The organism is Methanoculleus sp. (assembly GCF_035363275.1).
GTDB lineage: Archaea > Halobacteriota > Methanomicrobia > Methanomicrobiales > Methanoculleaceae > Methanoculleus.
In genome coordinates this window covers 35,089-47,600 of the sequence record NZ_DAOSET010000020.1, presented here as the reverse complement: position 1 = coordinate 47,600, position 12,512 = coordinate 35,089, and the positions used below count along the sequence as shown (strand labels likewise).

The following is a 12,512-nucleotide window of genomic DNA, read 5'->3' as shown; positions in this document are numbered from 1 at the left end:
CCATGTAGACCTGGTCGATATCCGGCCGCTCCTCGCGGTCCACCTTGATGCAGACAAAGACGTCGTTTAAGAGTTTTGCGACCTGAGGGTCGCGAAACGACTCCTCTTCCATGACGTGGCACCAGTGGCAGGCCGAGTAGCCGATGGAGAGGAAGATCGGTCTGCCCTCCTCCTGCGCCCGCGAAAAAGCCTCTTCACCCCAGGGATACCAGTCGACGGGATTATGGGCATGCTGGAGCAGGTATGGGCTCTGTTCGTGGATCAGCCGGTTGGGAGGCGACTCCTCCCGCACCGGGGCTTCTGGCGCTTCCGGGTCGTGTCCGCGTGCCGGGTTCATACTCCTGACGTGCGGATGCAGCCTAATAAAGGTGACTCTTCCCGGTAGAAATGACGCTCCGCGCGGGACCGCCGGGACCCCCCTTCGCGGATTCGCGAATCGCACCCTTCGCCCCGTCATCGATTGAGATCGGTAGCGCGGCTTCAGATGGGGCTGGTATGGGGTCAAAAAAAGAAGAGATCTCGGTCACAGGCCCCGCTCACTCCGCGATGGGGATCTCCTTCGTCTCCTCAGCGACCGGCTGGACATAGGGGACGTCCACGGCCAGGAGGCCGTTTCGGAACGTTGCCTTCGCCGCGTTGGGATCGACGGGGCAACCGATCGCATAGGTCCCGACGTAGCGGACGTCGCCGCGGGAGGCGTCGATCGAGAAGCTCGTCTCCTGCATCTTGAAGGTGATATCCTTCTTATCAACGCCGGGGAGTTCGATCTCGATGTGAAGGTTCTCTTCGTTCTCATCCGAGTAAGCACAGACATAGGGTGCGACTCTTAACGCTGCCATCTCATACCCTCCTATTCGGCAACAGAGGAGTGAGTGTGCTATTTAACGTTTAGCATTGTTCGGCCTTCTCGCACCCGCGCTTCCGGGCGGCGGATCCCGGGCTGTGCAGCACGTGGACGGTAGAGGGAGGTTTTATCAGGAGGGCGTCAAGTATCATGCATGAGCGAGCGGTTCATCTTCACCCGGCACCGCACCCGCTGCTACCACTGCGGCGAGGACGCCCCCCAGGTCATAAAAGCGGTCTCCACGCAGGCGCAGGTGATCTGCTCTGCATGTGGCGCGACCCGGATCTTCATCCCCCGGTTTGAGAACAGCAGGGCTTTCGGCATCTGCACGCCCCTCGGCCGGCACGACCTCTGGGAGATCGAGGCCGACGGGCGGTGCAAACATTGCGGGGTGACCGGCCTCCACGACCTCGCGATCGGGTCCGGCCACTTCACGACCCGGTGCCGCAACTGCGGCTACACGCACTTCTACCGGTTCAACCTGGAATATATGGCGAAATGCCCTGTCGACGGAGCCGACGAGGTCAGCGCTCCTCGCGGACCATCGTGATGGCCTGTTTTGGGCACTCGTTTGCGCAGATGCCGCACCCCTTGCAGTAGTCAAGGTCAACGTTGAGCTCCTCGTCGATGACTCCATCCGGGCAGTACTGGGCGCAGAGCCCGCAGGCGTTGCACGCCTCCTTGTCGACTACGGGCCGGAACGTCCGCCAGGACCCTGTCTTTCCCGAAGAGGCCTCTCTTGGCCTGCTGAGCGCAAGTCTCTCTCTCATACCTTCAGCTCCTCGTACGCCGCCTCAGCGGCTTTCACGTTCCTCTCGTCGGAGAACATCTCCTGGATTGCCGCCCGCGCCGAAGGGAGGCTGACGACGCCCATCTTCGCGAGCGCCCCGATCACCGGGGTGTTCAGGATCGGGCTTCCGGCAACGACCAGGTTCGTTGCGAGCGCGATCCCGGTCAGGTCGACGTGACGGCAGATCCCGTTGCACCCGGAGATCGGGTGGGCGCTGTTTAAGAGGACCGTTCCATTCTTCTTCAAGCCCTGCAGGACATCCACCACGTCCATGATGCTCGCATCGAGGACGATCACGAGGTCGGGCTCGTGGATCTGGCTGTAGATCTTGATCGGTTCGTCATCGATCCTGACGAACGAGACGACCGGCGCTCCACGCCGTTCCGCCCCGTAAAACGGACAGGCGGTTGCGTATTTGCCGTCCCTGAACGCCGCGAGGGCGAGGAGCTTTGCGGCGGTGACGCCGCCCTGCCCGCCCCGGGAGTGGATCCGTATCTCATACATGCTCGCTCACCCCAAACCACATCTCTTCACCGGGACGCCGGTCCCGGACAAACCCTGCGATATCGTTGTAGGTGACCTCCTGGCCGCCGAGCCCGGCGATCACGCTGTAGGGCTCGATGCCGGTCTTCGACCGGATCGCGTGGGCCACCACGCCCCCAAAGCCGAAGGAGTAGTCGCGGTCGATGACGACGACCTCCCGGCCGGCAAGGTCGAGGTCCGGGAAGGGGCGGAACCAGCGCAGGCGCATGGACCCGGCCTTGATCCCCTCGTCGCGGAGGAGATCGACGGCCACCTCGGCCTCTTTGCCGAGCGTTCCCATTGCGACGACGACGACATCGGCATCCTCGCACCGGTAGTCCTCCGTGGGACCGTATGAGCGGCCGAACCGCTCCGCGAACTCGCGCTCCACATCGGCGATGACGCCCTTTGCGTCGCGCATCGAGCGCTCGATATCCCAGCGGAACTTGAAGTAGTCGTTTGAGAAGGTCATGGGGCCGTAGACGCAGGGGTTCTCCGTATCGACGGCGTGCGGGAGGTGGTAGGGAGGCAGGAAGTCGCCGATATCGACCGTCTCCAGCGCCTGCGTGATGTGGCTCAAGGAGAACCCGTCCAGGTTGACCATCACCGGGAGGAGGACCCGCTCGTCCTCGGCGATCTTAAACGCCATCAGGGTGGTGTCGTAAGCCTCCTGGACCGTGGCCACGAAGACCTGCAGCCAGCCCGTGTCGCGCTGGGAGAAGGCATCGGTGTGCTCCGCCCAGGTGTTCCAGCCGGGGCCGAGGGCGCGGTTGACGTTCGCCATCACGACCGGGAGACGCGCGCCCGCCGCCCAGTGGACCATCTCGTGCATGTAGAGGAGGCCGTGGGAACTCGTCGCCGTGAAGGTGCGCACGCCCCCGGCGCTCGCCCCGATGCAGGCGGCCATCGCCGAGTGTTCGCTCTCCACGGGGATATACCGGCTCTCAAGGTCGCCGTCGGTGACGTACTCCGCGATCTGCTCCACGATCTCGGTCTGGGGGGTGATCGGGTATGCGGCGACGACGCCCGGCTTTGCGGCTTTCACCGCGGCCGCGACTGCCTTGTTGCCGGTCGCGATCGTCAGCATACGCCGGCCTCCTCGCGGGAAAGACGCTGGATATTCTGTTCCACCTGCTGCCGCATCAGGTCGAGGATCTCAGGGTTCACGTTCTTGAACCGGCCCTGGCCACGGATGTAGTCCTCGAGCGGCGCGGGCTTCTTCATCGCGGTCTTCGACGGGCCGTTGATCGTGAGTTTCCCGAACTCGCGCTCGTAGAGGATCCAGGTCCCGGTCTTCACAGCCAGTTTCCCTATCTCGACCGTCTTCTCCGTGGGGTAGCGCCACCCCGGCGGGCACGGCGCGAGGATGTGGATGAACTTGGGCCCCTCGATCGAGAGCGCCTTCTTCACCTTCTTGTAAAGGTCGAGGGGGTAGGCGCTGCAGGCGGTCGCCATGTAGGGCGGGTTGTGCGCCTCGACGATCCGGTCGAGGTCCTTCTTCGCCGTGGGCTTGCCGCCGGGCGTCGTGGTGGTGCGCGCGCCGAGCGGTGTCGCGCCCGACCGCTGCATGCCGGTGTTGCCGTACGCCTCGTTGTCGTAGCAGATGTACAGGAAGTTGGTCCCACGCTCAAAAGCCCCGGAAAGCGACTGGATCCCGATATCGACCGTTCCGCCGTCGCCTGCGTAGACGATGACATTGGTCTTCTTCCCACGGGTGGAAAGAGCGTTGCTCATGCCGGAGGCGCAGGCAGCGGCTGCGGCAAATGCTATGTTATAGACAGGCACGCCCATCGCCGTGCCGGGGTACGCCCCCTGGATAACGCTGGTGCAACAGGCAGGCACGACCAGAACGGTATCGGGGCCGGCCGCTTTCAGCACATAGCGCAGACAGAGGGAAGAGCTGCATCCCGCACACGCGGACGTGCACTTATAGAGATACTCCTCCTTTGGAATCGCGGACAAATGTTTACACTCCTCTCCTCACTAATCTGTCACCATTTGTAATGAGAGTTTTGCGGTATCAACTTCCTGCATCCAGAGGAATTCTGGCAGAACGGGCGGTGACACGATGTCGAAACGCGATATGCGCAAAAAATGAGGTGGGTCAGGGGCCCGGAACGTCCGCCGACCCCCCGCACCCCGTCTCAGTTCCCGGTTCCGCTCCCGGGCATGCGCCTCTGTGGCGCCGAGTCCGGCCGAAGCGCCCTGCGGGCCAGGCCGGCGAAGCACTTGAAGCAGAACGGGGTGAAGAACCAGACCATCATCTCGAGGATGGTAAGAGGGCCGTTGTGGCGTATCCGGTAGCGGTAACTCTCAATGTTCATCCTCATGTAGACCGGCGCGACCTCCTCGAACCACCGCCTCTCGGTGATCTCGCCCTCGGCGACCTCCCGCGAGATCTCGGCGAGGAAATTCTTGATATTCTCGCCTTCGAATCCCGTGGCGATGTGGGGGATGAAATTGTCGTCGACGAGGAGCGGGGTCACGCGGCACTCCCCGACGACGCCGTTCTTCTCGAGGTCGACCGCGAGGACGATCGCCTCTCGCGAGAGGTTGTGAGGCCAGCGGTGCTCGAACTGGAGCATCCCGAGCGAGTAGGCGATGAGCCCCCCGTGGTATCGCTCGATCGCCTGCATGGTATGGGGGTGGTGGCCGAGGATCAGGGTGGCCCCCGCGTCGATGAGCCGGTGCGCAAGGTCGACCTGGTCGGGCGACGGGTAGTATACCATCTCCGCCCCCCAGTGCAGCGAGACGGCGATGTGGTCGCACCGGCCCGCGAGCGAGGCGATATCCCCGATGATCTCCTCCTCGACGAGCCGGTTGATCGAGACTTCGCGGGAGAGAACGAGTTTGCCGATCGTGTAGCCGGCAAACCCGACCCGGATGCCGTTCCGCTCAAGGATGACCGGTTCCTGCCGGCTCTCCGTCGCCGAGCCCCCGAGCGGGAGGATGCCCCGGCTCTCGAGGGAGTCGAGGGTGTTCCTGAACCCCTCGGCGCCGCGGTCGCCGGAGTGGTTGTTTGCAACGCTCAGGACGTCAAACCCGGCATCCACGAGGTACCGGGCCGCATCGGGCGATATGGAGATGACGTGATGCTTCTCTGCCGGCTCCCCCGTCTCCGAGAGAGTCGTCTCCAGGTTCCCGAAGAGGATGTCCTTATCTCCGAGGAGATGCCGGACCTCCGCAAACGGGTCCCGGTTGCCCTCTGTCCGCAGCCAGATGTCGCCGGCTGCTATCAACCTGATTCCGTTCTCCATTCTTTCTCATCCTCTGATATGCCCCACCGGTCCAGCGGTAGATCCTGTATCAGGAACTGATACTTCCCAAGCCGGGTGCGGGGGATCTTCGCGACGAAGCGGATGGTCACATCCACGTCGCCCTCAAACTTCTCTCCGAGTTCCCGAAGGATCCACGCCGTGTCCTCTTCAGTATACCTGGGTCTTTTTACGATCCGCAGCAGGACCTCCCCTTCTCGCTTCTGGTAGAACTGGAACTGCGCGACGTTGTCAAAGACACCGGAGTGCATGTTCACCGCGGTCATCGGTATGAGCCGGCGGTCCTTCGTCACGATGAACTCCTGGAGCCTTCCCTCCACCTTCTCGAGCAGTGGGTAGGCGCGGCCGCAGGAGCACGGCGCGTTCCCGAGGACGGCGGCGTCCATGGTCCGGTAGCGGATGAGCGGGCAGACGAAGTTCGTGAGGTTCGTCGTGACCACTTCGCCCGTCTCGCCCGGTCCCTCGACGGGCCGGCCGTCCCGCCCGATCAGTTCCACGATCCCGTACTCGGGGAAGACATGGTATCGGGTGCTCTCCTCGCACTCTCCGGCGAGCACCGTCTGCTCGGAGTTCCCGTACCAGGAGAAGACCCGGCACCCGAACGCCTCGCGGATGAGGTCTCGCTGCCAGGGGTAAAGGTTCTCGGACCCGCAGAGGACCGCCTTTACCGTGGGGAACGGCTCGATATCGTGCTCTTCCATGTAACGGGCCAGGATCGCGGCGATCGACGGGTACGCCTGGATGAACCGGGGTTTGAACCGCCGGATCCGGTCGATGTAGGCTGGCATGGTCTCCTCGGTCATGTGGTGAGAGGACATGATCAGCCACCGGCCCAGGAGGGCTCGCTTCCAGTAGGTCCCGGTCTTCTGGGATCCGACGACGTAGCCCCGGAGGACGACGCACCGGTCGGTGAACCGGTAGCCGACGCGGTCCCACTGGGTCTTCATGAACGCCCATTCCCGGGCGCGTGAGGCACCCCGCTCGTAGTAAAACCCGACCGGGATGCCGGTGGAGCCGCCGGTGGTGACGTACTCGAAGGCCGACTCGGGGTAGTTCCTGGCCTTCAGGTCAGGGAGGTTCTTCTGCAGGTCGTCCCGGGTCAGGAAGGGGAGGCGGTTGAGGTCCCCCGGAGTCTGGACGTCACCCGGGACAAGGCCCTGGTCCCGGAAGACCCGGCGGTAGTAGGGGACGTTCTCGTAGGCATGATCGAGCAGGCGCGAGAGCGCCTGCATCTGGTAGGCCGCGAGTTCTTCCCGGCTCCACCGTTGAGACCGCTGGAGGAGGGAGTAGGTTTTTTGATAGGCAGAGTAAGCGGGGAGGATGTGAAGCGCTCTCATCGTCACAGAATTGTCAAGCCGGAGAGCCTTCAATCTCTGATAACTCATCCGCACACTCATCGACACTGCTGATATTGGTGCTCCGCATTAAACGTTTTGCTCCGGATGATACGGAGCGATACCGGCGGCGCGGCAGGACGGCAGATGTGTGCGCCTTCAGAAGAAATTCTCAGAATACGGTATGGAGACCAGATCTCGGCCGGATGCACGATGAAAGTGCTTCAAGAACTCAGGGAAGAGACTTTTTTCCGGGATGAACACCCAGATGTCGCCGTACACACCTGAGCCATTGCCCTCCCACGAACGAAACGAAACGTCGTCCATGGCGAGAAGGCGGAGTGCAACCATGCCCCTACCTCACGTGTCGCTATATATAATGGTTCCTGTCAGGAATGACCCGGGCGGGATGGTCACGCCCGGTCCCGGGGCTTCATGCTGCAGGATCCACCGGGCCTGGAGAAAGGTATATAGACCGGAGAGATGATTAGAGGTCGCCGAATACCAAACAGGGCGACGAGGAGATGGTGATAGATGACCGTGAACAGAATTGACGACAGAGATACCTGGGACACCTTCGTCGACGAGAGTCCGTCTGGGCTCCTCTTTCATAAGTGGGACTACCTCAACCTGACTGCAAAGCATACGGAGAGCACACTCATCCCCTGTGCGATCTCCAAGGGGGATGAACTGATATGCGTATTCCCACTCTTCTGCAAACGAATGCACGGCATTAACGCCGTCTTCTCCCCTCCCCCGCTCACCACGATCCCCCACCTCGGGTGTGTGATGAGCCGGAACTTCGAGGGGCTCAAACAGAGCAAGAAGGAGTCCCTCCTCGGGATGGTCGCGGAGGAGATCCAGGACGAGATTCGGAGTTTCTCACCGAACTTCCTCTCGATAACGTTTGTCCCGGAGTTCAACGATGTACGCCACTACCTCTGGAACCGGTGCGACGCACGGGTCCGGTATACCTACACCATCAACCTGGAGAGATCGCTTGAAGAGCTCTGGAACAACCTCCACACCAAACTCCGGAACAAACTGAAGAAGGCGGCCGGAGCCGGTCTCCGACTGGAGAAGACGACCGATGTCGCCACCTTCCATCGGCTCATCTCCGAGCGTTTCCGTGACCCGTCGCTCGATATCCCACCCATCAGGCGGGACTACCTCGAAGACCTCATGCGTGCCTACCCCGAACGGATCGGGATCTACTTTCTCTACGATGCAGAGGATGAGGTGACAGCTGTGGTGGCAGCCCAGGAGTACAAACGGTTCTTGCTCTGGATAGGGACGCCGAAGGTCCAGACGGCCCATGCGGCAAACGAGTACCTCCAGTGGCTCCTGATCCAGCGTGCAAAGAGCGAAGGCTACCGGGTCTTCGAGAACATGGGGGCGAACAACCCGGATCTGGTCTTCTTCAAGTCGAAGTTCAACCCGGACCTCAAGATGTACTTCGAGATCGAGGAGAAAGATACCCTCGGGTCGGTCTCTGTATGGGCGTACCTCACCTTCGTCAAGCGGCTGATGATCACTGCCGGCAGGGTCTAGGCCTCGCTGCCGGACTCCCCTCCTCTTCTCGATACCGGCCGCGACCCGACAGTGTCGAAACGAAGCGGGCAGGGTCGTGTGGTGGGCCTACGGCAGCATCGTCAACAGGTCCGAGATCGAGAGGTGACCCGACCACCACGCCGGGCGATCGTGGGGTGTCCTCCCGGGCCCGGGCCGCTCCCGAACCCCCACAGAACGGTGCAGGCCTCTGTGGCCGGAGGTTGGTGCGGGATATGTATATATATCAGTTCCGGCTATCCTGTAGCGGACGCGATCTGGCAAACCAATCGACCGGAAGTCAGGCCTATGGTGCTCAAACTCGTGAACGATCGAGAGATCTGGGATTCGTTTGTTGATGCAAGTCCTTACGGACTGCTTTTTCACAAATGGGACTACCTGACGATCACCGCGCAGCACACGGGGTACCGGCTCCTTCCGTACGGGGTCTACAAGGGGGAGGAGCTTGTCTGTCTCGCTCCGCTCTACTTCAAGAGCACGCACGGGGTAAAGATGCTCTTCTCGCCGCCGCCCATGCAGGCGGTCATCCCCTACCAGGGTCTCGTCCTGGCAAAGGAGTTTGATGCGCTGAAACTGGGCAAGAAAGAAGTGGTCATGGACCTCGTTGCGACCGACCTCTCCGCGGAGATCGATGCAATCTCACCGCACTACTTCTCCCTGGTCCTGGTTCCCGGTTTCACCGACGTCAGGCAGTTCCTCTGGCGGGGGTATGCTCCAAAGGTCCACTACACCTACACGATCGACCTCTCGCGGTCTACCGAGGGTATCTGGGGTGACTTCCACTACAAACTCCGCAACAAGATCCGGAGGGCGGAGAAGGCCGGAATGGACCTCGTGCGGAGCACCGATATATCGATACTGTATACGTCGCTTGCGGAGCGGTTCAGTCAGCCGGACATGAACATCCCGATGGTCAGCAAGCGCTACTTTGAGGACCTCTTCCGGGCATACCCGGACCATCTCGCGACTTACTATCTCTACGACCACGAAGGCACACTCACGGGGGCTGTCGCCACTCAGGAGTACCGCCGGTTCCTGCTCTGGATGGGAACGCCGCGGATCGAAGGCATTTCGGCAAACGAGTACCTCCAGTGGCTCCTGGTCCAGCGTGCACGGGCCCGGGGTTACCAGATCTTCGAGAACATCGGAGCGAACACGCCGGAACTGAACTTCTTCAAGGCGAAGTTCTGTTCGGATCTCGGCATGTATATGGAGGTCTGCCAGAAAGATATGGTTGGAACCCTGGCGGAATGGGCTTACAGTTCCGTCATCAACAAACCCTGGCTGAAACGCCGGGTCATCTCCCACATCGACTGATCCACTAGAGGTCCCCGATCGATATCGGGAGTTCCTGAATCAGGTAGCGGAACTTGCCGCCCCTGGTGCGGGGGATCTCGTCGACGAAGCGGACGTGGACGTTCACTTCGTCGCCGAGTTGCCACTGGAGTTCCCGGGTCAGCTGCCGGGTATCCTCCTCGGTGTAGGTCGGCTTTCTGACGACCTTGATGATGAGTTCGCCCACCTCTTCCTGATACATCTGGAACTGCCTGATATTCTCGAACGCTCCCGATTCATAGTTGATGGGCGTGACGGAGATCAGGTGCCCGCCCCGGGTCACGATGAACTCCTGGAGTCGCCCCTCCACCTTCTCAAGCAGGGGATAGGCACGGCCGCAGGTGCAGGGCCCCTCGGCTGATATGGCAACGTCCATGGTCCGGTAGCGGATGAGCGGGCAGACGAAGTTCGTGAGGTTCGTCGCGATCACCTCTCCCATCGCGCCCGGTCCCTCGACGGGCCGGCCGTCCCGCCCGATCAGTTCCACGATCCCGTACTCGGGGAAGACATGGTATCGGGTGCTCTCCTCGCACTCTCCGGCGAGCACCGTCTGCTCGGAGTTCCCGTACCAGGAGAAGACCCGGCACCCGAACGCCTCGCGGATGAGGTCTCGCTGCCAGGGGTAAAGGTTCTCGGACCCGCAGAGGACCGCCTTTACCGTGGGGAACGGCTCGATATCGTGCTCTTCCATGTAACGGGCCAGGATCGCGGCGATCGACGGGTACGCCTGGATGAACCGGGGTTTGAACCGCCGGATCCGGTCGATGTAGGCTGGCATGGTCTCCTCGGTCATGTGGTGAGAGGACATGATCAGCCACCGGCCCAGGAGGGCTCGCTTCCAGTAGGTCCCGGTCTTCTGGGATCCGACGACGTAGCCCCGGAGGACGACGCACCGGTCGGTGAACCGGTAGCCGACGCGGTCCCACTGGGTCTTCATGAACGCCCATTCCCGGGCGCGCGAGACGCCCTGCTCGTAGTAGAACCCCATGGGGATGCCGGTGGAACCGGATGTACGCACGTACTCGAAGGCCGACTCGGGGTAGTTCCTGGCCTTCAGGTCGGGAAGGTTGGCCTGGACGATCTCCTTGGTCAGGAAGGGAAGGAGTTCGAGGTCCCCGAGAGTCCGGACGTCACCCGGGACGAGGCCCCGGTCCCGGAAGACCCGGCGGTAGTAGGGGACGTTCTCGTAGGCATGGTCGAGCAGGCGCGAGAGCGCCTGCATCTGGTAGGCCGCGAGTTCCTCCCGGCTCCACCGTTGAGACCGCTGGAGGAGCGCGTACATCTCCCGATAGGTGCGGTAGGACGGCACCAGGCTGAGCGCCTTCACGGTGAGGGGATTTGCATGCGATGCCCACTTCAACAGACCGGCCTTCATCTGCACATCTCCCGGATCAGGCGGACACATCGGAGGATACGTGTTCAACCGTTACCACCTCCCTCTCGCTGAAATGTACCGGCAGGTTCTGGACGAAGTAGCGGTACTTGCCGCGGGCGGTGAGCGGGATGTCATCGACATACCGGAGAACGATGATAACGTCATCGCCGCAGCTCCGGCTAACTTCCCGGTAGAGATGCTCCGCGTCCCGCTCGCTGAATGTGCGTTTTCTCACGATGTTCAGGACGACCTCCCCGGGTTTCTCCTGGTAGAACTGGAACTGTTTAACGTTATCGAACGCCTTGGTATCAATATTCATAGTGATCCCGGAGAGGAGATCTCCTTTGCCCGTCACGATGAAGTCCTGAACCCGGCCTTCCACGCGCTCGAAGAGGGGGTAGTTTCGCCCGCAGGTGCAGGGCCCCTCGGCTGATATGGCAAGGTCCATGGTCCGGTAGCGGATGAGCGGGCAGACGAAGTTCGTGAGGTTCGTCGCGATCACCTCTCCCATCGCGCCCGGTCCCTCGACGGGCCGGCCGTCCCGCCCGATCAGTTCCACGATCCCGTACTCGGGGAAGACATGGTATCGGGTGCTCTCCTCGCACTCTCCGGCGAGCACCGTCTGCTCGGAGTTCCCGTACCAGGAGAAGACCCGGCACCCGAACGCCTCGCGGATGAGGTCTCGCTGCCAGGGGTAAAGGTTCTCGGACCCGCAGAGGACCGCCTTTACCGTGGGGAACGGCTCGATATCGTGCTCTTCCATGTAACGGGCCAGGATCGCGGCGATCGACGGGTACGCCTGGATGAACCGGGGTTTGAACCGCCGGATCCGGTCGATGTAGGCTGGCATGGTCTCCTCGGTCATGTGGTGAGAGGACATGATCAGCCACCGGCCCAGGAGGGCTCGCTTCCAGTAGGTCCCGGTCTTCTGGGATCCGACGACGTAGCCCCGGAGGACGACGCACCGGTCGGTGAACCGGTAGCCGACGCGGTCCCACTGGGTCTTCATGAACGCCCATTCCCGGGCGCGTGAGGCACCCCGCTCGTAGTAAAACCCGACCGGGATGCCGGTGGAGCCGCCGGTGGTGACGTACTCGAAGGCCGACTCGGGGTAGTTCCTGGCCTTCAGGTCAGGGAGGTTCTTCTGCAGGTCGTCCCGGGTCAGGAAGGGGAGGCGGTTGAGGTCCCCCGGAGTCTGGACGTCACCCGGGACAAGGCCCTGGTCCCGGAAGACCCGGCGGTAGTAGGGGACGTTCTCGTAGGCATGATCGAGCAGGCGCGAGAGCGCCTGCATCTGGTAGGCCGCGAGTTCTTCCCGGCTCCACCGTTGAGACTGCTGGAGGAGGGAGTAGGTCTTTTGGTAGACGTTGTAGGAAGGGAGGATCCCGATGGCTTTTGCCGTGAACGATTCGCGGCCGTAGACCTTCTCTCCCTGGCGTATCATGGTGTTTTCTCCTCTTCTTATGAA

14 protein-coding genes are annotated in these 12,512 nt (G+C 62.0%); 3 read left to right on the top strand and 11 right to left on the bottom strand.

Going from position 1 to position 12,512, the window contains the following annotated elements; translation table 11 throughout:
• Together PLN84_RS06040 and PLN84_RS06035 are read right to left on the bottom strand one after the other, a co-directional pair.
• Positions 1–337, bottom strand: a 337-nt coding sequence (locus tag PLN84_RS06040) for a DUF255 domain-containing protein (protein ID WP_348531970.1), incomplete at its 3' end; no start/stop codon positions are given.
• A gap of 199 nt (positions 338–536) precedes the next feature.
• The gene (locus tag PLN84_RS06035) at positions 537–839 is read right to left on the bottom strand and encodes an Hsp20/alpha crystallin family protein (protein ID WP_292384243.1); all 303 of its coding nucleotides are present in this window, start codon (positions 837–839) and stop codon (positions 537–539) included.
• 159 nt (positions 840–998) lie between these two features.
• Between PLN84_RS06035 and PLN84_RS06030 the strand changes: the two genes are divergently transcribed.
• On the top strand, positions 999–1,394 hold the full coding sequence (locus PLN84_RS06030; RefSeq protein ID WP_292384245.1) for a hypothetical protein: 396 nt from the start codon (positions 999–1,001) through the stop codon (positions 1,392–1,394).
• Here PLN84_RS06030 and PLN84_RS06025 read toward each other — a convergent pair.
• From PLN84_RS06025 to PLN84_RS05995, 7 genes are all read right to left on the bottom strand, one after another.
• Positions 1,369–1,614 (bottom strand): 4Fe-4S binding protein, encoded by a 246-nt coding sequence (locus PLN84_RS06025; RefSeq protein WP_292384247.1) that lies wholly within the window; start codon positions 1,612–1,614, stop codon positions 1,369–1,371. The genes PLN84_RS06030 and PLN84_RS06025 overlap by 26 nt on opposite strands.
• On the bottom strand, positions 1,611–2,138 hold the full coding sequence (locus PLN84_RS06020; RefSeq protein WP_292384248.1) for a 2-oxoacid:acceptor oxidoreductase family protein: 528 nt from the start codon (positions 2,136–2,138) through the stop codon (positions 1,611–1,613). Before PLN84_RS06020 ends, PLN84_RS06025 begins: the two co-directional genes overlap by 4 nt.
• Entirely contained in the window at positions 2,131–3,243 is a 1,113-nt protein-coding gene (locus tag PLN84_RS06015; RefSeq protein WP_292384250.1) for a transketolase C-terminal domain-containing protein, read from the bottom strand. Before PLN84_RS06015 ends, PLN84_RS06020 begins: the two co-directional genes overlap by 8 nt.
• Positions 3,237–4,118, bottom strand: a complete 882-nt coding sequence (locus tag PLN84_RS06010) for a thiamine pyrophosphate-dependent enzyme (RefSeq protein ID WP_292384252.1) — start codon at positions 4,116–4,118, stop codon at positions 3,237–3,239. The genes PLN84_RS06015 and PLN84_RS06010 overlap by 7 nt, the downstream gene beginning before the upstream one ends.
• 182 nt (positions 4,119–4,300) lie before the next feature.
• Complete coding sequence (locus PLN84_RS06005; RefSeq protein WP_292384253.1) at positions 4,301–5,413, bottom strand: CapA family protein; 1,113 nt, start codon at positions 5,411–5,413, stop codon at positions 4,301–4,303.
• Positions 5,392–6,828: an AMP-binding protein gene (locus PLN84_RS06000; RefSeq protein ID WP_299952493.1), complete on the bottom strand. Its 1,437-nt coding sequence runs from the start codon at positions 6,826–6,828 to the stop codon at positions 5,392–5,394. The genes PLN84_RS06005 and PLN84_RS06000 overlap by 22 nt, the downstream gene beginning before the upstream one ends.
• Before the next feature lie 96 nt (positions 6,829–6,924).
• Entirely contained in the window at positions 6,925–7,116 is a 192-nt protein-coding gene (locus tag PLN84_RS05995) for a hypothetical protein (protein ID WP_292558521.1), read from the bottom strand.
• A 183-nt stretch (positions 7,117–7,299) separates the two neighbouring features.
• Here PLN84_RS05995 and PLN84_RS05990 point away from each other — a divergent pair, with 183 nt between their 5' ends.
• The gene (locus tag PLN84_RS05990; RefSeq protein WP_292558522.1) at positions 7,300–8,316 is read left to right on the top strand and encodes a GNAT family N-acetyltransferase; all 1,017 of its coding nucleotides are present in this window, start codon (positions 7,300–7,302) and stop codon (positions 8,314–8,316) included.
• A 306-nt stretch (positions 8,317–8,622) separates the two neighbouring features.
• Positions 8,623–9,651, top strand: coding sequence for a GNAT family N-acetyltransferase (locus PLN84_RS05985; protein ID WP_292558523.1), 1,029 nt, complete (start codon positions 8,623–8,625; stop codon positions 9,649–9,651).
• A gap of 4 nt (positions 9,652–9,655) precedes the next feature.
• On the opposite strand, the gene PLN84_RS05980 is transcribed toward PLN84_RS05985, so the two are convergent.
• Both PLN84_RS05980 and PLN84_RS05975 read right to left on the bottom strand, forming a co-directional pair.
• A complete protein-coding gene (locus PLN84_RS05980) occupies positions 9,656–11,044 on the bottom strand; it encodes an AMP-binding protein (protein ID WP_348531969.1) in 1,389 nt (462 codons plus the stop codon).
• A gap of 16 nt (positions 11,045–11,060) precedes the next feature.
• Positions 11,061–12,488, bottom strand: a complete 1,428-nt coding sequence (locus tag PLN84_RS05975; protein WP_299952492.1) for an AMP-binding protein — start codon at positions 12,486–12,488, stop codon at positions 11,061–11,063.
• Positions 12,489–12,512 lie beyond the last annotated feature (24 nt).